At 69.1% G+C, this 21,912-nt stretch carries 18 protein-coding genes; 13 read left to right on the top strand and 5 right to left on the bottom strand.

Annotation, left to right across the window (positions count from 1 at the left end; genetic code table 11):
• Window positions 1-15 precede the first annotated feature (15 nt).
• From OG361_RS34865 to OG361_RS34840, 6 genes are all read left to right on the top strand, one after another.
• Window positions 16-771, top strand: a complete 756-nt coding sequence (locus OG361_RS34865) for a CoA transferase subunit A (RefSeq protein WP_405860002.1) — start codon at window positions 16-18, stop codon at window positions 769-771.
• Window positions 771-1,421, top strand: coding sequence for a 3-oxoacid CoA-transferase subunit B (locus OG361_RS34860; protein ID WP_405860000.1), 651 nt, complete (start codon window positions 771-773; stop codon window positions 1,419-1,421). Before OG361_RS34865 ends, OG361_RS34860 begins: the two co-directional genes overlap by 1 nt.
• A gap of 63 nt (window positions 1,422-1,484) precedes the next feature.
• The gene (locus OG361_RS34855; protein WP_405859998.1) at window positions 1,485-2,783 is read left to right on the top strand and encodes an FAD-dependent monooxygenase; all 1,299 of its coding nucleotides are present in this window, start codon (window positions 1,485-1,487) and stop codon (window positions 2,781-2,783) included.
• A gap of 22 nt (window positions 2,784-2,805) precedes the next feature.
• On the top strand, window positions 2,806-3,843 hold the full coding sequence (locus tag OG361_RS34850) for a cupin domain-containing protein (protein WP_405859996.1): 1,038 nt from the start codon (window positions 2,806-2,808) through the stop codon (window positions 3,841-3,843).
• On the top strand, window positions 3,844-4,746 hold the full coding sequence (locus tag OG361_RS34845; RefSeq protein WP_405859994.1) for a fumarylacetoacetate hydrolase family protein: 903 nt from the start codon (window positions 3,844-3,846) through the stop codon (window positions 4,744-4,746). It abuts the gene before it with no gap.
• A gap of 70 nt (window positions 4,747-4,816) precedes the next feature.
• Window positions 4,817-5,239 (top strand): MarR family winged helix-turn-helix transcriptional regulator, encoded by a 423-nt coding sequence (locus tag OG361_RS34840; protein ID WP_405859992.1) that lies wholly within the window; start codon window positions 4,817-4,819, stop codon window positions 5,237-5,239.
• Between the two features lie 43 nt (window positions 5,240-5,282).
• On the opposite strand, the gene OG361_RS34835 is transcribed toward OG361_RS34840, so the two are convergent.
• Window positions 5,283-6,338, bottom strand: coding sequence for a LacI family DNA-binding transcriptional regulator (locus tag OG361_RS34835; RefSeq protein WP_405859990.1), 1,056 nt, complete (start codon window positions 6,336-6,338; stop codon window positions 5,283-5,285).
• Between the two features lie 149 nt (window positions 6,339-6,487).
• On the opposite strand from OG361_RS34835, the gene rhaI reads away from it, so the two are divergent.
• From rhaI to OG361_RS34805, 6 genes are all read left to right on the top strand, one after another.
• Window positions 6,488-7,657: an L-rhamnose isomerase gene (gene rhaI / locus OG361_RS34830; RefSeq protein WP_405859988.1), complete on the top strand. Its 1,170-nt coding sequence runs from the start codon at window positions 6,488-6,490 to the stop codon at window positions 7,655-7,657.
• Window positions 7,658-7,724: 67 nt separating this feature from the next.
• Window positions 7,725-9,764, top strand: coding sequence for a bifunctional aldolase/short-chain dehydrogenase (locus OG361_RS34825; protein ID WP_405859986.1), 2,040 nt, complete (start codon window positions 7,725-7,727; stop codon window positions 9,762-9,764).
• A 142-nt stretch (window positions 9,765-9,906) separates the two neighbouring features.
• Window positions 9,907-11,436: a rhamnulokinase family protein gene (locus OG361_RS34820; RefSeq protein WP_405859984.1), complete on the top strand. Its 1,530-nt coding sequence runs from the start codon at window positions 9,907-9,909 to the stop codon at window positions 11,434-11,436.
• A complete protein-coding gene (locus OG361_RS34815; protein ID WP_405859982.1) occupies window positions 11,436-12,191 on the top strand; it encodes a (Fe-S)-binding protein in 756 nt (251 codons plus the stop codon). Before OG361_RS34820 ends, OG361_RS34815 begins: the two co-directional genes overlap by 1 nt.
• Entirely contained in the window at window positions 12,188-13,630 is a 1,443-nt protein-coding gene (locus OG361_RS34810; RefSeq protein ID WP_405859980.1) for a LutB/LldF family L-lactate oxidation iron-sulfur protein, read from the top strand. Before OG361_RS34815 ends, OG361_RS34810 begins: the two co-directional genes overlap by 4 nt.
• Window positions 13,627-14,271, top strand: coding sequence for a lactate utilization protein C (locus tag OG361_RS34805; RefSeq protein WP_405859978.1), 645 nt, complete (start codon window positions 13,627-13,629; stop codon window positions 14,269-14,271). Before OG361_RS34810 ends, OG361_RS34805 begins: the two co-directional genes overlap by 4 nt.
• Before the next feature lie 36 nt (window positions 14,272-14,307).
• On the opposite strand, the gene OG361_RS34800 is transcribed toward OG361_RS34805, so the two are convergent.
• The 4 genes from OG361_RS34800 to OG361_RS34785 form a co-directional block, all read right to left on the bottom strand.
• Entirely contained in the window at window positions 14,308-14,871 is a 564-nt protein-coding gene (locus tag OG361_RS34800; protein WP_405859976.1) for an ATP-binding protein, read from the bottom strand.
• Window positions 14,843-16,576 (bottom strand): SpoIIE family protein phosphatase, encoded by a 1,734-nt coding sequence (locus OG361_RS34795; RefSeq protein WP_405859974.1) that lies wholly within the window; start codon window positions 16,574-16,576, stop codon window positions 14,843-14,845. Before OG361_RS34795 ends, OG361_RS34800 begins: the two co-directional genes overlap by 29 nt.
• Before the next feature lie 94 nt (window positions 16,577-16,670).
• Window positions 16,671-17,066 (bottom strand): hypothetical protein, encoded by a 396-nt coding sequence (locus OG361_RS34790; protein WP_405859972.1) that lies wholly within the window; start codon window positions 17,064-17,066, stop codon window positions 16,671-16,673.
• 486 nt (window positions 17,067-17,552) lie between these two features.
• Complete coding sequence (locus tag OG361_RS34785; protein WP_405859970.1) at window positions 17,553-20,450, bottom strand: glycosyl hydrolase family 95 catalytic domain-containing protein; 2,898 nt, start codon at window positions 20,448-20,450, stop codon at window positions 17,553-17,555.
• A gap of 398 nt (window positions 20,451-20,848) precedes the next feature.
• Here OG361_RS34785 and OG361_RS34780 point away from each other — a divergent pair, with 398 nt between their 5' ends.
• Entirely contained in the window at window positions 20,849-21,907 is a 1,059-nt protein-coding gene (locus OG361_RS34780) for a sugar ABC transporter substrate-binding protein (RefSeq protein WP_405859968.1), read from the top strand.
• Window positions 21,908-21,912: the final 5 nt, after the last annotated feature.

The following is a 21,912-nucleotide window of genomic DNA, read 5'->3' as shown; positions in this document are numbered from 1 at the left end:
AGGACACCCGGAACCGTGGACAAGGTCATCCGGAAACCTGCCGATGCCGTCGCCGACATCCCCGACGGCGCCTCGCTCGCCGTCGGCGGGTTCGGTCTCAACGGCATCCCTGAGACCCTGATCCGTGCCTTGCACGCCCAGGGCGCCTCCTCCCTCCAGGTCGTCTCCAACAACTGCGGCGTCGACGACCGGGGCCTGGGGATCCTGCTGGCGGCCGGTCGCATCAGCCGGGTCACCGGCTCCTATGTCGGCGAGAACAAGGAGTTCGCCCGCCAGTACCTCAGTGGAGAGCTGGAGGTCGAGCTCGTCCCGCAGGGCACCCTCGCCGAGCGGCTGCGGGCCGGCGGCTGCGGCATCCCCGCCTTCTACACCCCGGCCGGAGTCGGCACCCAGGTCGCCGACGGCGGTCTGCCCTGGCGCTATGCCCCCGACGGCACCGTCGCTCTCCCCTCCCCCGCCAAGGAGACCCGGCTCTACGACGGCCGCCCCCACGTTCTGGAGCGCGGCATCACCACCGACTTCGCTCTCGTCCGGGCCTGGCGGGGCGACCGGCACGGCAACCTCGTTTTCCGCCGCGCCTCCGCCAACTTCAACCCGCTCGCCGCCATGGCCGGCCGGATGACCATCGCAGAGGTCGAGGAACTCGTCGAACCCGGCACCCTCGACCCCGACCAGGTCCACCTGCCCGGCGTGTTCGTCCAGCGCCTCCTGCCCCTCACCCCCGCCCAGGCGGCCGACAAGCAGATCGAGAAGAGGACGGTGCGCGCCTGATGGCCTGGAACCGCAACCAGATGGCAGCCCGGGCCGCCGCCGAACTCGCCGATGGCTCGTACGTGAACCTCGGCATCGGCCTGCCTACCCTCATCCCCGCCTACGTGCCGGCCGGCGTGCATGTGGTGCTGCACTCCGAGAACGGCATCCTCGGCACCGGCCCCTACCCGTCCGAGGACAGGGTCGACCCCGACCTCATCAACGCCGGCAAGGAAACCGTCACCGTCCTGCCCGGGGCGTCGTTCTTCGACTCCGCCCTGTCGTTCGGGATGATCCGCGGCGGCCACATCGACACCGCTGTCCTCGGCGCCATGCAGGTCTCGGCGGCCGGCGACCTGGCGAACTGGATGATCCCCGGCAAGATGGTCAAGGGCATGGGCGGGGCCATGGACCTCGTCCATGGAGCGCGCCGGGTCATCGTGCTGATGGAACACACCGCCAAGGACGGCAGCCCGAAGATCGTCGAGGGCTGTTCCCTCCCCCTCACCGGCCGCACTTGCGTCGACCGCATCATCACCGACCTCGGCGTCCTCGACGTCACAGCCCGCGGCCTCGCCCTGGTGGAGACCGCGCCCGGCGTCACCGTCGAGGGCATCCGCGCCCGCACGGGCGCCTTCGTGCACGTCGACAGCACCGCCGCCGCCTGCTGACCGCTCTCCCACCCCTGCGGGGCCCGGCGTGGACCCGCACCGAGAGTTCCTACTCCTGCCCCGATGGTCCGTACACCAACGATCCCGACGCAGAAGATCCAGGTCGGGAGGCGGATCGACCCCCGTCCTTCAAGGAGGCACCTGCCCGTGACGACCTCGCCCCTGCACATCGCCGTCGTCGGCGGCGGCATCGGCGGCCTGGCCGCCGCCCTCGCCATAGCCCGCTCCGGCCACCGCGTGACCGTGGTGGAGCGCGCCGCCCGGTTCGGCGAGATCGGAGCCGGCCTCCAGCTGGCTCCGAACGCCTCGCTGGCGCTGGAAGAACTGGGGGTCCTCGACGCCGTGCAGCGCTCCGCCGTCGCCCCGCCCCAGCTCGTCATGATGGACGCGCTCACCGGCAAGCAGGTCACCGCTCTCGACCTGCGCAGCGACGCCTACCGCAGCCGTTTCAAGCACCCCTACCTGGTCACCCACCGCACCGATCTCCACGGCGCTCTCCTGGCTGCCTGCGAGGAGCATCCGTCGATCACCCTGCGCACCGGGCGGACCGTCACCGACGCGGTCCAGACGCAGGCCGAGGTGCGCCTTCACTTCGCCGAGGCGCCCGAACGGCTCTCGGCGGACGCTGTGGTGGCCGCCGACGGCCTGCACTCACGACTCCGACAGATCCTCGTGAACGACGGCGCCCCCGTCTGCTCCAAGTACGTCGCGTACCGCGGCGCCCTGCCCGTCACCAGCATGACGGGGTCGATGGCGCAGCACGCCACGACGGAGTCGGTCATCGTCTGGGCCGGACCGCGCATGCACCTCGTGCAGTACCCCGTGCGACGCGGCGAGCTCTACAACCAGGTCGCCGTCTTCGAGAGCGACCACTACGACCCCGACTCCGACGACTGGGGCACCGAGGCCGAGCTGGAGGAACGGTTCGTCGATGCCTGCGACGCCGTGCGCGACGCCTTGCCTCTGGTCGCCCGGGACCGGCGCTGGCCGCTGTTCGACCGTCTTCCGATCACTGACTGGGTCCACGGCCGCATCGTGCTGCTGGGCGATGCCGCGCACCCGATGCTGCAGTACCTGGCCCAGGGCGCCTGCCAGGCGCTGGAGGACGCTGTAGCCCTCGGCCACGCTCTGCGCGATCACAACCGCCCGGAGGACGCGTTCGCGTCCTATGCCGCCCTGCGTACCGAGCGGGCCGCATCGATCCAGACCAACGCGCGACGGTTCGGCGAGATCTGCCACATGGACGGCGTGGGTGCCTTCCTGCGCAACCAGCTCCTGTCCGACCGCACCCCCGAGGACTTCGACGACGTCGCCTGGGTCTGGACCCCGGCAGGCGACCTCCAGCCCGCGACCGCCCTGTGAGCAACCACCGCGAGGAGACACCATGACCGACGACCCCGCCTACAAAGCCCTCGACGAGCTCGGCGCAGCGCCGCTGTGGCGGTTCTACGGCAACCTGTTCCCCGCCCAGCCCCGCAGCAGGGCCGTCCCCTACCGGTGGAGCTGGAAGGAGCTGCGGCCGCACCTGCTGCACTTCTCCCAGACCCTGTCCCTGGACGAGGCCGAACGCCGGGTCCTCATGCTCGTCAACCCCGGGCTCACCGACCCGCCCGCCACGGTCAACACCCTGTACGCCGGCCTGCAGATCATCCTGCCCGGCGAGACCGCCCAGGCCCACCGGCACACCTCCAACGCCTTCCGCTTCATCCTGGAAGGCGACGGTGCCTGGACGACCGTCAACGGCGAGCGCGTCTTCATGGCCCCTGGCGATCTGCTGCTCACACCCGGCTGGCACTGGCACGACCACACCCACGAGGGCGACGCGCCGATGATCTGGCTCGACGCACTGGACTACCCCCTCGTCAACGCACTGGAAGCGGGCTTCTACGAGAGGTACCCCCAGCGGCTCCAGCCCGTGACCCGCCCCGACGACGTCGGCAGCCGCCAGTTCCTCCACGGCCGCCTGACCCCCGCCTGGATCACGCCCGACGGGCCGAACTCGCCCGTCACCCGCTACACCTGGCAGGAGACCAGCCGGGCACTGGAGGCCATCGCCGACACCGCCGAGGGCAGCGACGTCGACGGCATCGTCCTGGAGTACACCAACCCCTGGACGGGTGGCCCCGTCATGCCCACCATCGGCTGCCGGATCCAGCGGCTGCGACCGGGCTTCGAGGGGGCGGGTCGCCGCCACACCGCCTCCACCATCTTCAGCGTCGTCCGCGGCGAAGGCGCCACCATCGTGGATGGCACGCGCCTCGACTGGGCCGAGAACGACACCTTCGCCATACCGGGCTGGGCCTCTTACCGGCACCTGAACACCTCGAAGTCCGCCGACGCGGTCCTGTTCTCGTACAGCGACGAGCCCGTGATGCGGTCCCTGGGCCTCTACCGCAGCGAGAGCGCCGACCCCGGCGCCTGATTGCTCCCCCGCTTCTTCCACACCACCAAGGAGGCCATGATGCGCCTGGCTCTATTCGACAAGGGACGCCTCGGCGTCGTCGACGGCGACACCATCACCGACGTGACCGATCAGGTCGCCCGCTCTTCCGCCGGGCCGGCCGGCGCGCTCCAGCGATACATCGAGACGGTGTCCGACACCGCCGGCCCGGTGCTCGACCCGGCCAGCGGGCGCCGCGTGTCGCTCGCCGACGTGTCGCTGGAGGCCCCACTGCCCCGCCCCGGCAAGATCATCGGCGCTCCGGTCAACTACCTCGACCACAAGGCCGAGATGGACTACCCCACCTCCATCGCCGACCTGGGCGTCTTCCTGAAGGCCAACTCGTCCGTGATCGGCCCGGACCAGGACATCGTCCTGCCCTACTCCGATGTCCGAACCGACCAGGAAGGCGAACTGGCCGTCGTCATCGGCCGGACCGCGTCGCAGGTCAGCGCCGACGAAGCCCTCGACTACGTCTTCGGCTACACCTGCCTGCTGGACATCACCGTCCGCTCCGGCGAGGACCGGTCCACCCGCAAGTCCTTCGACACCTTCACCCCCATCGGCCCCTGGATCGTCACCGCCGACGAGATCGAGGACCCCGATCAGCTCGACCTGCGCTGCGACGTGGCCGGCGAGACCCGGCAGAGCACCAACACCGAGTACCTCATCTTCGGCGTGCGGGAGCTGGTCGCATACGCCTCCTCGGTGATGACCCTGTACCCCGGTGACGTGATCGCGACGGGCACCCCGGCTGGAGTCGGGCCGCTCAGCGACGGGGACCGCGTCGTCGTCGAGATCGAGAAGATCGGCCGGCTCGAAGTCGGGGTGGACGGCTCCCGGGCCACCCCGTACGAGTCACGGCCCGGTCACCGCCGAGGCTGATCCCCTCCGCGCGGGCCGGAACCGGTGCGACCGGGGCCGGCCCGCGAGACTTCACGAGCAGGAGGTCACCGTGACCGGAGCCCTCGACCTGGACCGCTACGCCGGTCACCTGATCCGGCGTGCCGAGCAGGTCCACACGTCGCTCTGGAGCAAGTTCGTCTCCGAGACCGTGACCTCTCAGCAGTTCGCCGTGCTCAACGCCTTGAGGAAGAGCCCGGGGATCGACCAGAGGACGGTCGCGCGGTTGACCTCGCTGGACAGGTCAACCGCGCACCACATCGTGCGGCGGCTGACCACGCAGCACTACGTCAGCCGCGCGCGCGACCTCGCGGACCGGCGGCGGACCCTGCTGGCGCTGACGGCGGAGGGCAGAGAGCTACACACCTTGCTCGCACCCGCTGCCGAGAGGATCAACGACCAGTTGCTCGCCGTCTTTCCCGGCGCGCAGAGGGACGACGTGCTGCGGGTCCTCGCACAGATTTCCCAGCGATAGGCCGTCGGGCCCGGGGCAGGTGCGCAGCCGCGCCTGTCCGGGCTCAGCGGCGGGGCAGGCTGGAGCGGCGAACGACGAGCTCCGGCTGCAGCGCGATGCCGGTGTGCACGTGGGGCTGGTCCGGCTGCGCGGGATCGATCTCCTCCAGGAGCAGCTCGGCTGCAAGGCGGCCGATCTCGCCGGCCGGGTGCCGGACCGAGGTCAGCGGAATGAGGCTCGCCTCCGCGAATTCGATGTCGTCGTGACCGACGACGGCGAGGTCCTCGGGCACGCGAACGCCCGCGTCGAAGGCCGTCTGCATCACTCCCAGGGCCAGCAGGTCGTTCGCGCAGAAGGCGGCCGTCGGCCCCGTCGGAAGACCGAGGAGCCGCGCGCCCGCGTCTCTCCCGGCCCGGACGTCGAGCCTCTCGGCCGGGATGTCGGTGATCGCGTCGGCACCCAGTCCTGCTTCCTCCACCGCACGCAGGAGCCCTTCACGCCGATCTCGGACCTGCTGCAGATGGTCCGGCCCTTGGACGTAGGCGATCCGGCGGTGCCCGGCGGCAAGCAGGTGGCGGCCGGCGAGCGTGCCGCCCAGGACGTCGTCAGCGGCTACGGAGCAGGCTTCCTCCGGGGCCACCGCGCGGTCGACGATGACGAAGGGGATCCTCGACCGTAGCAGCGCGTCCCACGGTCTGCCCCGCGAGGCGACCGGCGCCAGCAGGACTCCTCGCAGCCGCTGCTCGGCGAAGAGGGCCAGGTACGCCTGCTCGGCCTCGACGCTCTCGGCGCTGTTGCACACCATCACGCCCAGTCCCGCCTCGGCGGCCGCCGTCTCGGTACCGCGGGCCAGGGCGGCGAAGAACGGGTTCCCGGTGTCCAACACCAGCAGCCCGAGCATGCGGCTCCGGCCGGCGCGCAGCTGGCGCGCCGACTCGCTGCGGACGTAGCCCAGCCGGTCGATGGCGGCGTGCACGCGCGCGCGGACATCGTCGGAGACGCGATCTGGCCTGTTCAGCACGTTGGAGACCGTGCCGACGGAGACGCCCGCCTGGCGCGCTACCTCCTTGATGCCCACCACTGCCGACCGTCCGTTCGCCTGGATCCGCGTGGTCGCCATCGTAGGGCGCATTGCCTTGCCTGTAAATGAATCGTTCCACTCACTTGCCACCACCCTCTTGACCAACACTTAAAACACATGATTCCTTGTCGTTGAAACGATTTAAAGCGCCGTCGCGATCAGCGCGGCTGAGGTTCTGAGGTTGCCCAATGACTGTCGTACGGGACGCCGTGAAGGCCGCGCTCAAGGCCCAGCGCATCGAAACGCCCTCCTGGGGCTACGGGAACTCCGGCACGCGCTTCAAGGTGTTCGCCCAGCCCGGCGTCCCCAGGACCCCGTGGGAGAAGCTCGACGACGCCGCCAAGGTCCACGAGTTGACCGGCGCCGCGCCGAAGGTCTCCCTGCACATCCCGTGGGACCGGACCGACGACTACGCCGTCCTCGCCTCCTACGCCAAGGACCGCGGCCTGGAACTGGGCGCGATCAACTCCAACACGTTCCAGGACGACGACTACCGTCTCGGCAGCGTCTGCCACCCTGACCCGAAGACCCGCCGCAAGGCCGTCGACCACCTGCTGGAGTGCGTCGACGTCATGGACGCCGCCGGGTCGACCGACCTGAAGCTGTGGTTCGCCGACGGCACCAACTACCCCGGCCAGGACGACATCGTCGGCCGACAGGACCGTCTCGCCGAGTCCCTCGCGGAGGTCTACGAGCGGCTCGGCGAGCACCAGCGGATCCTGCTGGAGTACAAGTTCTTCGAGCCGGCCTTCTACACCACCGACGTCCCGGACTGGGGCACCTCGTACGCCCACTGCCTCAAGCTCGGCCCGAAGGCGCAGGTCGTGGTGGACACCGGTCACCACGCCCCCGGCACCAACATCGAGTTCATCGTTGCCTTCCTCCTACGCGAAGGGAAGCTCGGCGGCTTCGACTTCAACTCCCGCTTCTACGCCGACGACGACCTGATGGTCGGCTCCGCAGACCCCTTCCAGCTCTTCCGGATCATGCACGAGGTCGCCAAGAACGGCGGGCTGGACGCCTCCGCGAACGTGGCCTTCATGCTCGACCAGTGCCACAACATCGAGGCCAAGATCCCCGCCGTGATCCGCTCCGTGATGAACGTCCAGGAGGCCACCGCCAAGGCCCTCCTCGTCGACCTCGACGCGCTCACCGCCGCCCAGCGCGCAGGTGACGTCCTCGCCGCCAACGCCGCCCTGATGGACGCGTACAGCACCGATGTCCGCCCCCTGCTGCGGGAGGTGCGCGAGGAGCAGGGCCTGAACCCTGATCCCGTCGCGGCCTACGCCGCCTCCGGGTGGCAGGAGCAGATCGCCGCCGAGCGCGTCGGTGGCGAGCAGGCCGGCTGGGGCGCCTGAGCCCGGCGACATCCCTCCTCCCCACTCCTCCTCACCCACAGCTTCGAACCCGAAGGACCGATCGCACATGTCCACCCACCCCGAAGTCGCCGCCCTCCTCGACCGGGCGCGCAGGCTGGGCTCCGACCCCCGCAACACCAACTACGCCGGCGGCAACGCCTCCGCCAAGGGCACCGTCACCGACCCCGTCACCGGGGCAGACACCGAGCTGATGTGGGTGAAGGGATCCGGCGGCGACCTGGGCACCCTCACCGAGGACGGCCTCGCCGTCCTCCGGCTCGACCGGCTGCGGGCCTTGAAGAGCGTGTACCCGGGCATGGACCGCGAGGACGAGATGGTCGGCGCCTTCGACTACTGCCTGCACGGTAAGGGTGGCGCCGCTCCGTCGATCGACACCGCCATGCACGGCCTGGTGGACGCCGCGCACGTGGACCACCTCCACCCGGACTCCGGTATCGCGCTCGCCTGCGCGGCGGACGGCGAGGCCCTGACGAAGGAGTGCTACGGCGGCAAGGTGGCCTGGGTGCCGTGGCGGCGGCCGGGATTCCAGCTGGGCCTGGACATCGCGGCGATCAAGGAGGCCAACCCGAGGGCCGTCGGTGTGGTCCTCGGCGGCCACGGCATCACCGCGTGGGGCGCGAGCGCGGAGGACTGCGAGACCAACGCGCTGTGGATGATCCGCACCGCGGAGACCTTCCTCGCGGACCGCGGCGAGGCGCAGCCGTTCGGCTCGCCGCTGGACGGCTACGCGGCGCTGGACGGCACGGAGCGCCGGGACCGGGCCGCCGCGCTCGCCCCCGTCATCCGTTCGCTGGCCTCGCAGGACCGCCCGCAGGTCGGTCATTTCACGGACGCCGGCGTTGTCCTCGACTTCCTCGCCCACGACCAGCACCCGCGCCTTGCCGCCCTGGGCACGTCGTGTCCGGACCATTTCCTGCGTACCAAGGTCCGCCCGCTCGTCCTGGACCTGCCGCCCACGGCCCCGCTGGACGAGGCCGTCGCCCGACTGAAGGAGCTGCACGAGGAGTACCGGGAGGAGTACGCCGCCTACTACGCGCGGCACGCCACCGTCGACTCGCCGGCCATGCGCGGCGCGGACCCCGCGATCGTCCTGGTCCCGGGCGTCGGGATGTTCTCCTTCGGTAAGGACAAGCAGACCGCGCGGGTGGCGGGCGAGTTCTACGTCAACGCGATCAACGTGATGCATGGCGCCGAGGCGGTGTCGACGTACGCCCCCATCGAAGAGGCGGAGAAGTTCCGCATCGAGTACTGGGAGCTGGAGGAGGCCAAGCTGCGACGCCTGCCGAAGCCGAAGCCGCTCGCCACGCGGGTGGCGCTGGTGACGGGCGCGGGCTCCGGTATCGGCAAGGCCATCGCCCACCGGCTGGCTGCCGAGGGAGCCTGCGTCGTCGTCGCCGACCTGAACGGGCAGAACGCCGAGGCGGTCGCCGAGGAACTCGGCGGCCCCGACAAGGCGGTCGCGGTCACCGTGGACGTCACCTCCGAGGAGCAGATCAGCGCCGCGTTCCGCGAGGCCGTCCTCGCGTTCGGCGGGGTCGACCTCGTGGTCAACAACGCCGGCATCTCCATCTCGAAGCCACTACTGGAGACGACCTCCCGGGACTGGGACCTTCAGCACGACATCATGGCCCGCGGGTCCTTCCTCGTCTCCCGCGAGGCCGCGGGAATCATGATCGAGCAGGGTCTGGGCGGCGACATCGTCTACATCGCCTCCAAGAACGCCGTCTTCGCCGGGCCGAACAACATCGCCTACTCCGCCACCAAGGCCGATCAGGCCCACCAGGTCCGTCTCCTCGCCGCCGAGCTCGGCGAGCACGGCATCCGAGTCAACGGGGTGAACCCCGACGGCGTGGTCCGCGGCTCGGGCATCTTCGCCGCAGGGTGGGGAGCGCAGCGTGCCGCGACCTACGGCATCGAGGAGGAGAACCTTGGCGAGTTCTACGCCCAGCGCACCCTCTTGAAGCGTGAGGTCCTGCCCGAACACGTCGCGAACGCGGTCTTCGCACTCACCGGCGGCGACCTGACCCACACGACCGGCCTGCACGTCCCCGTCGACGCAGGCGTCGCAGCGGCCTTTCTCCGCTGATTCCCCCTTGATCGCCCCGGGCAGGTGACTGACGCACCCGTCCCGGGGACACCGCGGGCCGGCGGCACGAGCCGTCCAGCAGCCCGGCCCTGACACCGGGCCCCGGCGGAGCGCCGCCGGTCCGTCTTCCTCCGCCCTCCCCATGAGCCGCCCGCACCTCAGAGGTATCCCCGTGACCACCACTCCACCGTCCTCCGCCTTCGCATCCGCGTTCGCCGCGGTCGATCTCGGCGCCACCAGCGGACGGGTGATCGTCGGCCGTGTGGGCCCGGAGAACCTTGACCTCACCGAGGTCCACCGCTTTCCCAACACTCCCGTGCGGCTGCCCGACGGTCTGCGCTGGGACGTCCTGGCGCTGTTCCAGGGCATCCTCGACGGGCTGCGCGAGGCCAGTCGCTCCGGCGGGGTCGCCTCCATCGGCGTCGACACGTGGGCCGTGGACTACGGCCTGCTCGACTCCGACGGCGCCCTCCTCGGGCACCCGTTCCACTACCGCGACTCGCGTACCGACGGTGCTTCCGCCCGTGTGTGGGCCAAGGTCGGCCCCGAAGAGCTCTACGGCATCACGGGACTGCAGCACCTGCCCTTCAACACGGTCTTCCAGCTGGCTGCCTGCGAGGGCACCGTCCAGCGCCATGCCGCCCGCACTCTGCTCCTCATGCCCGACCTGCTGATTCACTGGCTGACTGGGAGCCTCGGAGCCGAGGAGACCAACGCCTCCACCACCGGCCTCTTCGACGCACGCACCGCCTCCTGGTCCAAGACCATCCTGACGCGCCTCTCCCTCGACCCCACGCTGCTCCCGCCGCTGCGTGCTCCCGGCGACCCGGCGGGCACCCTGCTGGCCCATGTCGCCGCCTACACCGGCCTCGATCCCCGCACCCCGGTCACGACGGTCGCCTCGCACGACACCGCTTCCGCGATCGCCGCCGTGCCCGCAATGGAGCCGGACTTCGCCTACATCTCGTGCGGTACCTGGTCGCTGGCCGGCCTCGAACTCGACGCACCAGTGCTCAGTGAAGCCTCGCGGGCAGCGAACTTCACCAACGAACGCGGCATCGACGGCACCGTCCGCTACCTCCGCAACATCATGGGCATGTGGCTGCTGGAAGAGTGCCGGCGCACCTGGGACAAGGAGAACCTCACCACCCATATCCCCACGCTGCTCGCCGACGCCGCGCGAGCCGAGCCATTCGCCTCGATCGTCGATCCGGACGCCCCGGAGTTCCTCGCGCCTGGGGACATGCCTTCCCGCATCCGCGACTTCTGCCGCCGCACCGGCCAGCGCGTCCCCGGCAGCCAGGGCGCCGTCGTCCGCTGCATTCTGGAGAGTTTGGCGCTCGCCCACCATCGCACCCTGCGTCAGGCCGCCGAACTCGCCGGCCGCGACATCACCCGCGTCCACCTCGTCGGGGGCGGTTCGCGCAATGACCTGCTCTGTCAACTCACCGCCGACGCCACAGGCCTGCCAGTCGTCGCTGGCCCCACCGAGGCCACCGCGCTGGGCAACATCCTCGTCCAGGCCCGCGCCGCCGGCCTCGTCGGCGACCTCTCCGACATGCGCCGCCTCATCGCCTCCACCCAGCACCTGCGGCACTACACCCCCCAGGGTGACAGCTCCGCCTGGGACACGGCCGCCGCCCGACTCGACTCCGTCCCGAGGAGCTCCTGATGCGCGTCGGTCTCTTCGCCACCTGCGTCAATGACGCCGTCTACCCCTCCACGGCCGTCGCCACCGTGAGGGTGCTCGAACGCCTCGGCGTCACAGTGGACTTCCCCTCCGCTCAGACCTGCTGCGGCCAGCCTCAGTACAACACCGGCTACCGCCGTGAGACCGAACCTCTGGTCCACCGCATGGCTCGCGCCTTCGAAGGCTACGACTACGTCGTCACCCCGTCCGGGTCCTGCGTTGCCATGGTCCGCGACAACTACCCGCGGATCGGCCGCAAGGCCCAGGCCGAAGGACGCGGCGACACGCTCGCCGAGGTCGCCGACTCCCTCGTGCCGAGGACGTACGAACTGACGGAGTTCCTCGTCGACGTCCTGGGCGTGACGGACGTCGGCGCGTACTTCCCCCACGAGGTCACCTACCACCCCTCCTGCCACGGCCTGCGCATGCTCGGTTTGGGCGACCGCCCCCGCCGCCTCCTGGAAGGAGTGAAGGGCCTGAAGCTGGTGGAGCTGCCCGGGGCAGAGGAGTGCTGCGGCTTCGGCGGCACCTTCGCCGTGAAGAACTCTGACGTGTCGGCCGCCATGGGCGCCGACAAGATCCGCAACTCCCTGTCCACCGGGGCCGGGGTCCTGTGCGGCGCCGACAACTCCTGCCTGATGCATCTCGGCGGGATGCTGCGCCGCCAGGACGCCCCGCAGCGCTCGCTGCACATCGCCGAGATCCTCGCAAGCACGGAAGAGGAGCCGCTGGTATGAGCGGAACATTCGTCGGCATGCCGGCCTTCCCGAAGGCCGCGCACGAAGCTGTACGCAACGACACCCTGCGCGCGAACCTGCGTCACGCCACCCACACCATCCGCGACAGGCGGGCGGGGGCCGTGGCCGAGCTTGCGGACTGGGCCGAGCTCCGTGAGGCCGGAAAGCGCATCAAAGACCAGACCCTCAGACGGTTGGACCACTACCTGCTCCAGCTGGAGGAGTCAGTCACGGCCGCCGGCGGCACCGTGCACTGGGCGGCGGACGCGGCCGAGGCCAACCGGATCGTCGCCGACCTCGTCAAGACCACCGGGGAGACCGAGGTGGTCAAGGTCAAGTCCATGGCCACCCAGGAGATCGGCCTGAACGAGCACCTGGAGGCCGAAGGCATCGCCGCCTACGAGACAGACCTGGCGGAGCTGATCGTGCAGCTCGGCGAGGACCGCCCCTCGCACATCCTGGTTCCCGCCATCCACCGCAACCGCGGCGAGATCCGCGACATCTTCCGCGAGGAGATGGGCAAGTGGGGCCGCGAGGCACCCGAGGGCCTCACCGACAGCCCCGCCGAACTGGCGGAGGCGGCCCGCCTGCATCTCCGGGAGAAGTTCCTCCGCGCCAAGGTCGGGATCTCCGGCGCGAACTTCATGGTCGCCGAGACCGGCACCCTCGTCGTCGTCGAGTCCGAGGGCAACGGCCGCATGTGCCTCACCCTCCCTGAGACCCTCATCTCGGTCGTCGGCATCGAGAAGGTCGTACCGACCTGGCGGGACCTGGAGGTCTTCCTCCAGACCCTCCCCCGCTCCTCCACCGCCGAACGCATGAACCCCTACACCAGCATGTGGACGGGAACGACCGACGGCGACGGGCCGCGCGCCTTCCACCTGGTCCTCCTCGACAACGGCCGCACCGACGCCCTCGCCGACGAGGTCGGCCGGCAGGCGCTGCGCTGCATCCGCTGCTCGGCCTGCCTCAACGTCTGCCCGGTGTACGAGCGGGCCGGCGGCCACGCGTACGGCTCGGTCTACCCTGGTCCGATCGGCGCCATCCTCACCCCGCAGCTGCGGGGCACCACGAGCGAGGTCGACGCCTCGCTGCCGTACGCCTCCTCGCTGTGCGGCGCCTGCTACGACGTCTGCCCGGTCGCCATCGACATCCCCGAAGTCCTGGTGCACCTGCGCGAACGGGTCGCTGGCGAGGGCGGCAAGGGCCACCGCCTGGAGAAGGCCGCCATCAAGGCCGTCAGCTGGGTCCTCGACCACCCCGCCGCCCTCGCAGCCGGAGAACGCCTCGCCTCGAAGACCCGAAAACTCCATCCCAGAAAGCTGCCCGGCCCCGGCGCCCGCCAGTGGACCGAGAGCCGCGATCTGCCCGAGATGCCAGCAGAACCGTTCAGGGGTTGGTGGCAGCGCACTCAGAGTGGGAAGAAGAACGAGAAGTGAGCAGCAAGGAGCAGATCCTCACCCGGGTTCGCAAGGCTCTGGCAGGTCCCGCGTGCGAAGACGTGCCGTATGAGCAGGCCATCGGTCGTGGCTACCTGACAGAGCACGGCGGACTTGGCATCGAGGAGCAGATTGAGCTGCTCGCCGAGAACCTGGCGGACTACCGGGCGATCGTGCACCGATGCACGGCGCAGGAGCTGCCGGTGAAGATCGCGACTCTTCTTGCCGGCCACGGCTCGCGATCAACCCTCGTTCCCTCGGGCCTGGACCCCTCCTGGATGTCCGCCGCGACCGTCGAGCAGGTTCTTGACGAGGCCAGCAGCACGCCGCATGAACTGAATCAGGTGCACAGCGTGGTAACGGCCTGCGCGGTCGCCGTGGCGGAGACCGGCACCATCGTGCTCGACGGCGGACCAGATCAGGGTCGGCGACGGATCACGCTGATGCCCGACCACCACGTCTGCGTGGTACGTGTGCCCGATCAGGTGGTCGCCTCGGTGCCGCAGGCACTGGTGCGGCTCGATCCAGCACGTCCGCAGACGTGGATCTCCGGCCCATCCGCAACCAGCGACATCGAGCTGGACCGGGTAGAGGGCGTCCATGGCCCACGGACCCTGGAGGTAGTTCTTATGGCTGGCTGAGTGACCGCGTGCCAACCAGCAAACGGGCCGGAGCGGCTACGAAGCGGCTGTTGCGTTGGTGATGTCTTGAGAGGTCCAAATGGTCTTTCCTGCGCTGGTGTACCGACTGCCCCACTGGTCGGTGAGCTGGTGGACCAGGAACAGTCCGCGTCCACCCTCGTCCATAAGCTTGGCGTGCCTAAGGTGCGGCTGCGTCTGGCTGGGGTCCGCCACCTCGCAGATGAGTGATCGGTCTTTGATGAGCCGTAGCCCGATGGGGCCTCCCGCGTATCGGATGGCGTTCGTGACCAGCTCGCTGGCGATCAGTTCTGTTGAAAAAGCCAGATCGTCCAGGTCCCACGCCGCCAAGCTTTGGGCCACCATCTCACGTGCTTGCCCTACGACCGAGGGATCGGCTTCGAACTGCCAGGATGCCGTGCTGTCCTCCGCGAGCGAGCGCAGGCGTGCAGCGACCCCGACGCCTCCCCCACCTGTCCTCACCGCAGGGAGGCTCTCGATGATAGTTTCGAGGAAATCGGCTAGTCCTGTGCTCTGCGCGAGCTTCTGGGGGAGCTTGCCCGCGTTCAGATTTTCAGCCCGATCCGCGAGCAGGAGAAACACGCTGCCGGGCAAACTCGACCAGCTCGTAGGGATCTCCTTCGATTCCGAGCGCGGGTCCTGGGGTGAGAGCGACCGTGGTGGGGCCTCGAGAGGTGAGGATCGCCGGTGCGGGGTGGCCTGCACTTGCCATCGTGCAGCAGCCCGTCACCGGGTCGTATACGGCGTAGAGGCATGTCGCACCCACCTCGCGTCCAGTGATGTGGGCGCTGGTGGGATACAGGCGGCGGACAAGTTCGTCGACGTGGGTCAGAAGCTCCTCGGGAGTGAGGTCCAGGTCGGAGAGGGTCTGGACAGTGGTGCGCAGACGGCCCGCTGCAGCGGCCGCTTCGATGCCGTGCCCGACGGTCGTGCCGGCGACGAAGGCGACGCGCGCCGAGGAAAGGGGGATGACGTCCGCCCATGCGCTGCCGTCCCGGCCCGAGTCTGCGGCCGGCCGGTTGCATAGCGCTACTTGTGCTGCGCTGATCTCGTCGGGCGGCGGGGGCAAGGGGCTGCGCTGGAGCATTTCTACGGTGCGGCGTTCACGGATGTACTGACGGGCATTGTCGATAATCAGGGCGGTGCGGGAGATGATCTCCTCGGCGATCTCCGTATCCAGCGAGTCGAATGCCGGCCGCTTGGGGAGGCGTGCCATCACTACCTGCCCGAGTGTCTGTCCCCGTGCTCGCAGAGCGATGACGATCGTTGCCCTCCGAGGCACTTCACTCCCCAAGGGCTGCAGGGCGATGCCTTGTGTCTCGCCGGGGACGAGTGGCTGGGGCAGCAGGTCGGCCGCTCCGCGGTTGGCTACTCGCCTGATCGGTCGCTCTGCGAGTCCGGAGGTTGGCTGTTCACCGGAGAGAACGCACCCGTCGAGATCAACTGCTGCGGCGTCGGCGAAGGCAGGTACGACGACGTCGACGAGCTCCTGTGCACATGCGATCGGGGCCAGGCTGGAGCCGATACGCTGCGCAGCGTCACCGATGAGCAGTCGTCCCTCTCTCGCTCTGTGTTCCTCGGTGATGTCGGTGAAGGTCGCGACAACTCCGCTGGGATAACCCTTGGGGTCTTTCAAAGGGATCGCCGAGAGCGACACGAACCGTTCCATGTCGGGCTGGTCGCGTGGACGTGCGCGTTGGGGCGCGTCCATGAGGGCTTCGCCGGTATCCAGCACGTCACGGAGCCTGCTATTGATCTCTGCGGCGTCATCTGCAAGTAGCGTCTGGCTCAGTTCGTGCCCTCCGGCTGGCTCCAGCATGGATCCTTGACGAGCCTGGAACTCAGGGGTGAGGCTCACTCTGGTCACCTTGAGCTGACGATCGTGAATCGCAAGGCCGACCCTCGCTTGCGAGAAGAGCGCTCTTAGCAACGTCGCATCCTGGTCGATGCGTTCAGCGTCCGACTCGGTGAGTAGCTGGAGGAGGGTCAGGGAGGGATCGGCCCCGTCGACAGGCGTCGTGCAGCACCGCACTGTGGTGCCGGTGCGTCTGACAACAGCCTTCCATTCGGTTACGGACGAGTGCCCGTCGTGGCTTTGAGGCCAGGGCTCAAGCATGTCGACAGCGCGAGCAGCTGCCATTCTCTGGTGACTCGTTCCGAGCAGCGCCAAGGCCGTCTCGGTCCAGCCCAGAACCGTGTCCCGGTTCAGTAGAACCATTGCTGCACAGGCCAAAGGGGCTTCCATCTGGTCACCTGCCTCCGCCGGCTGCGGCACGGGTGCTTCCATCCACATGTTGCCACGCGTTTGAGAGCCCTGCAGTTTCCTGGCACCTGACTCCGGTCCTACTTTCCCAATGCCACCGAGGACTCGTAGCGCTTCGTTACGTTAGGTGATATTGAGCCTTTTCCAACCTCGCGCTGCCGCGTATTGAAGGACGAGTACGGCCTGGGGCAGGGCGGGGGGCGACCCACCGTCCGAGCGCGAAGGACAACCCGACGTGCCAGCCGGTGGAGTAGTCCGTCATCCTGCGCTGCCGGGGCCGCCACTGCTTCGCGTACTCCTCGACCGTCAGCTGACCCAGCTCGCGGCGGGCCGCCGCCACGGACGGCGCCGTCGTCTTCTTCTCCGCGTCCTGCGTGTCGTATCCGGACTCCTCGCGCTGCTTGCCGAGCGCGTCGCGGAAACGGATCGAGTACGGGTGAGGGCAGCGGGTGGGCTTCGCGCAGCCGCAGTCCTTGAAGAAGGACCCCATGCCGCGGGCGAGCTGTCGGGCCATGTCACGCACCATCCGTTCCAGCCCAAGAACCTGCTCAGGCGCCGCACTATAGTCGCGGTCAGCAAGCGGGGACACGTCCGGGACACATGCTGACCGTTTGCTGACCTGAGGGGGGCACATGATGCCCCTGACCTGCGGCGACGCCAAATAGTCAGATCTTGGACTTGGACATTGTCCGGAACATGAAGAAACTCCCGAAATATCTGCTCCCTGCCCGCTCATTGCAGGTCAAGGGCTGTCTCCGCAGATTACAACCATTCGCATGTTCGATCAGCTTTCCCTGGGTTCTTCAGGAGTACGCGTAGGCCACCGGTCGACGGCCTCGTGGAGCTTGCGAGTGATTGCGGTGCTCCGGGGCATGCCCGAGGTACACCGCACGAACGGAGCGGCCCACCCGGCATGCCGGGTGGGCCGCTACCGCGTCTGGGGTCATCGGCGTCTGCCTGGATCCGCGGTCGGTACGTGTGCGCATCCAGGCGACCGCTGTCAGAGGCTGACGATCGCCCATTCCTGGCTGGCCGAGCTACTGGCGGGCATCTGGACGATCTTGGCGCCGTCGCTCGTCGAGGCGTTCTCCACGTCCACCCGGAGACCGCTCGCACCGTTGACGAGGTGGTAGTGGCCGCTGGCCCCGGAAGGCACCAGCTTCCACCACTGGTTGGGGCTGTCGGTGTCCGTCCACTGGTCCAGCGCATGGCCGGAGTTCATGGACGTGCCGGGGTTGTCGAGGACCTTGCCGCTGTGGACGTTGGACAGGCGGAAGGTGCCGTCGTAGTCGGGCAGCAGCCGCCACTGCTGGTTGGTCCCGCCCGACCACGGCCACTGAATGACCGAGGCGCCGTCGCCGGTCGACTGGTTCGCGACGTCGAGCACCTTGCCGCTGGCACGGTTCACCACCCGGAAGGTCCCGGTGAGCATGCCGACGGTGACCTGGGTCCGGACTCCCGCGGTGAGGGACAGCTTCCTGGCGTGGTCGCCGAGCGGGGAGGACGTCACGGCCGCGGTGGTGGACAGCGAGGTGATGCCGCGGCGGCAGACGAAGTCGAGGGTCTGGCTGATGTCGGAGACGAGGGTGACGGTGGCGGTGCGGGCCGCGGTGTCCCAGGTGAGGCTCTCGACGAGGACGCGGTTGCGTCCCCGCACGCCGCGGATCGTGCCCCGGGTCAGCTGCTCGGGCAGTGCCGGCAGGATCTCCAGCAGGCCCGGCCGGGTGTAGAGCAGGGACTCGGCGATGATCGCCGGCAGCGCGTTGGCGGCGTCGGTGTTGTAGATGTGCAGGTCGGGATTGTGGGAGGTCACCAGCGAGCGGAACACCATGTTGCTGCCGAGGACCTTGCGGATGTTGTCGTAGACGGCCGCGCCGTCCTTCAGCCGGCTCCAGGCGAGAGCCCGGTGGAGGCTGCCGTGGGCCGAGTAGTTCTCGTCACCGCGCAGCCTGAGCGCCTTGCGCGCGGCGCGCATCAGGTCGGGCTCCTCCTCGGGGTTGATCTCGTGCAGGGGCCAGGCCCCGTAGAGGTGTTGGACGTGCCGGTGGTTGTAGCGGTCGTTCAGCCCGGGCCAGGACCACTCGGACAGGGCTTCGTCGCCGTTGACCGTGTAGTCGGGCAGCTTGGCCAGGAGCGCGGTCCAGCGGGACACGCCCTGCCCACCGCCCTGCTCCACGTTCAGCGTGTTCGCCGCGTCGATGGCGGCCTGCAGGGCGTGGCGCCCGGCCATGATGTCGCCGGTGGCGTTGATGGAGAACATCTGCCCGGTGTTGGAGGGCGAGTTCTCCATCGAGAACGACGGAACGAAGACCGCCTTCCCCTGGGAGTCGGTCCGGGTGAGGAAGTCCTCGTAGAACAGGGCGAGTTCCATCAGGGCCGGGCCCAGCTTGTCCCGGAGGAACGCGTTGTCGCCGGTCACCTGGTAGTACTCGAGGAGCGGGTACAGCATCCAGTCGGCGCCACCGGTCCAGCACTGGCCCGGGAAGCCCGTGCCGTTGAAGTGGAGCATGTGACCGTGCTCGCCGTCGGTACGGGACGGCACGAGGAAGCCCCGTGTGCCGTACAGGTTGGTGGCGTTCCTGCGCCAGTCGTCGAGCTGCCCCAGGACCAGGTCGAAGTACCCCTGCATGGCGTTGCCGTGGCTGAGGATGTTGCCGCCGGCGACCTGGAGGTTCACGTTGGCGTCGGTGGTGAAGTCGTCGGCCCAGGCGCCGTTCCAGCTGCCGGCCCAGATGCCGGTCAGGCGCGGTGGAAGCACGCCGCTGGAGCTGACGAAGAGGTACCGCCCGGAGTCGTACATCCGCTCGAGGAGGGCGAGGTCGACGGTCCACCGGTTGTTGTTCTGCCGTGAGGTCAGCTCGGACGTGGACAGCTGCCGGTCGGCGGCGGAGACGCCGAGGTCCAGGCTCGACCCGTCGAACATGGCCTGGTGCAGCGGCGCGTGGCGCCCGAGCAGGGCGGCGTAGTCGGCGGGCAGCGCGGCCAGAGCGGCGTGCAGCGGCTTGGCGTTCCAGTCTCCGGCGTTCTCGTAGCGTCCCAGCTTGGTCAGCAGTACGACCTTGGCCGCGCGGGAGACCACCAGTGTGCCCCCGCCGGCCTGGACCGAGGCCTTGGTGCCGGTGACCACGACCCGGGTGACGCCCTCGTACCCGTACGCGCCCTCACCCGACGGATACGTACCGCGCAGATTGAGGTACCCGCCGCCGCTCGATGCCGTCGCGATCGTGCTGAAGGTGACGTTGCCGGGGGCGCCCTCAAGCGCGGTGTTGACCTTGATCGTGGTGTCGACGGTGCGGCCCGCGGCGGGCAGCAGCTCGTGGACGACGACCTTGTCCGCCCGGGAGACGAAGACGCGCCTCTTCCAGACGCCAGCGCTGTCGGTCCAGGTGTGGGTGACCTCGCCGGTGCGGAAGTCGGTGATCCGGGCGTAGCCGTTGGCCGTGGTCGCGCCGGGCGTGCTCAGCTGGAGTTCGTAGCCGGGGTGGAAGCTCTGGGTCCAGCGCAGGGACCAGCCGTCCGCGAAGGTCTCGGCGGCGCCCCAGTAGTCGCCGGCCAGCGCCTTGTCCTGGGCCGCACCCAGACGGCCGGCGGTCAGGGGCGGAGCCACGTCGCGGGTGCCGTTGGGCAGCACGAAGCGGTGATGGTTGAGAACGACCTTCTCCAGCGTCGGCGCCCCGTGGAGCACCGCGCCGTACTCGCCGTTGCCGGTGACGAAGCCGTCGGTCCACTCCGAGGCGGGCGCGGTGTCGTACATGCCTCGCTGCGGGAGCGTGACGTGGGACGGAACGGCGGCTACGGCTCTCGTGGACAGGATGCTGGGCAGCATCACCGCGCCCGCGGTCAGTGTGGCCGCCGTGATGAAGCTTCTGCGGTTGAGGGGGGCGTCGGGGGAAGCCATGACATGACTCCTTCGGCAGGAGGTGAGGGGGGAGTGCCGAGGCGTCGGCTCGGCGAGGGAGGAGGCTGAGCCGGCGGAGTCCCGTCCGCGTAGGCTCACCCTTCATGGGAGCGTAAACATCGTTGCGCGATCCCAGCCGCGCGCCGCCAGTGGAGCACGCGCCTCTCGGGAGCGTCAATGCGCTTGCAGCCAATTGATGGGATGGCTTGCGCAGCACGCCTGCCGGCTCTGTCTCATTCGGGCGCTATAGGACTCATTCTTCGAAAGGATTGAGCCGAAGGGTAGACACGTGCCCATCGGGGATCGTTATATACATCCCATCTCTTCATGTCGGCGTCACACGGCTGACGCCCACGCGAGACGTCGCCCGCTTCGGGAACCAGCGCGAGGAAGAACCGATGAGACTCAGAAGCACCCTGATCACCACCACCTCCGTCCTGTCCACGCTCGCGCTGCTCAGCGCCTGCGGCGCCGGCACGACCGCCTCGTCGAACGGCGGGCCGCTCATCGGCGTCGACTACCCCCGCTCCGACACCGACTTCTGGAACTCCTACATCACGTACACCCCCCGTTACGCCGGCGAACTCGGTCTCTCACTCAAGACCACCAACTCGCAGAGCGACGTCGCCAAGCTCACCGCCAACGCCCAGACGTTCATCAGCCAGGGCGTCAAGGGTCTGGCGATGGCTCCCCAGGACACCGCCGCCATCGCGCCGACCCTCGCGCAGCTGGAGGCGAAGAAGATCCCCGTCGTCACGGTGGACACCCGCCCCGACAGCGGCAAGGTCTTCATGGTCGTCCGCGCCGACAACCGGGCCTACGGCGAGAAGGCTTGCCAGTACCTCGGGACGAAGCTGAAGGGCAAGGGCAAGGTCGTGATGCTCCAGGGCGACCTCGCCTCCATCAACGGCCGTGACCGCACCGAGGCGTTCAACGACTGCATGAAGAAGAACTACCCCGGCATCACCGTCCTCGGCGAGGCCACCAACTGGGACGGCGCCGTCGCCGCGCAGAAGCTCCAGACGGACCTGACCGCCCACCCGGACATCAAGGGCGTCTACATGCAGTCCAGCTTCGCCCTGGCCGGCACGCTCCAGGTGCTCAAGCAGAAGGGGCTGCTGGTCGGCCCCGAGGACGAGAAGCACGTCTTCGTCGTCTCCAACGACGGCATTCCCGAGGAGCTCAAGTCCATCGCCGAGGGCAGGATCGACGCCACCGTCTCCCAGCCGGCCGACCTCTACGCCAAGTACGCCCTGCACTACCTGAAGGCCGCGATCGACGGGAAGACGTTCAAGCCGGGCAGGACCGACCACGACAGCACCATCGTGCAGGTCCGCGACGGACTGCTGGAGGACCAGCTCTCCGCCCCCCTCGTCACCGCCGACGGCGGCACCTACGGCGGCGTCCCCAGCCTCAAGAGCGACGACCCGTCCCTGTGGGGCAACAACCTCGGCTGACGGCA

It is taken from the genome of Streptomyces sp. NBC_00090, from assembly GCF_045160815.1.
GTDB lineage: Bacteria > Actinomycetota > Actinomycetes > Streptomycetales > Streptomycetaceae > Streptomyces.
This window is presented reverse-complemented; position numbering and strand designations above follow the sequence as displayed.

What these genes read in the sequence shown, in the direction of transcription:
- OG361_RS34860 (WP_405860000.1), top strand. Translation starts at nt 771, where the DNA reads ATGGCCTGGAACCGCAACCAGATGGCAGCCCGGGCCGCCGCCGAACTC.
- OG361_RS34855 (WP_405859998.1), top strand. Translation starts at nt 1,485, where the DNA reads ATGGTCCGTACACCAACGATCCCGACGCAGAAGATCCAGGTCGGGAGG.
- OG361_RS34850 (WP_405859996.1), top strand. Translation starts at nt 2,806, where the DNA reads ATGACCGACGACCCCGCCTACAAAGCCCTCGACGAGCTCGGCGCAGCG.
- OG361_RS34835 (WP_405859990.1), bottom strand. Translation starts at nt 6,338, where the DNA reads ATGGCGACCACGCGGATCCAGGCGAACGGACGGTCGGCAGTGGTGGGC.
- rhaI (WP_405859988.1), top strand. Translation starts at nt 6,488, where the DNA reads ATGACTGTCGTACGGGACGCCGTGAAGGCCGCGCTCAAGGCCCAGCGC.
- OG361_RS34825 (WP_405859986.1), top strand. Translation starts at nt 7,725, where the DNA reads ATGTCCACCCACCCCGAAGTCGCCGCCCTCCTCGACCGGGCGCGCAGG.
- OG361_RS34820 (WP_405859984.1), top strand. Translation starts at nt 9,907, where the DNA reads ATGAGCCGCCCGCACCTCAGAGGTATCCCCGTGACCACCACTCCACCG.
- OG361_RS34815 (WP_405859982.1), top strand. Translation starts at nt 11,436, where the DNA reads ATGCGCGTCGGTCTCTTCGCCACCTGCGTCAATGACGCCGTCTACCCC.
- OG361_RS34810 (WP_405859980.1), top strand. Translation starts at nt 12,188, where the DNA reads ATGAGCGGAACATTCGTCGGCATGCCGGCCTTCCCGAAGGCCGCGCAC.
- OG361_RS34795 (WP_405859974.1), bottom strand. Translation starts at nt 16,576, where the DNA reads ATGGAAGCACCCGTGCCGCAGCCGGCGGAGGCAGGTGACCAGATGGAA.
- OG361_RS34790 (WP_405859972.1), bottom strand. Translation starts at nt 17,066, where the DNA reads ATGGCCCGACAGCTCGCCCGCGGCATGGGGTCCTTCTTCAAGGACTGC.
- OG361_RS34785 (WP_405859970.1), bottom strand. Translation starts at nt 20,450, where the DNA reads ATGGCTTCCCCCGACGCCCCCCTCAACCGCAGAAGCTTCATCACGGCG.
- OG361_RS34780 (WP_405859968.1), top strand. Translation starts at nt 20,849, where the DNA reads ATGAGACTCAGAAGCACCCTGATCACCACCACCTCCGTCCTGTCCACG.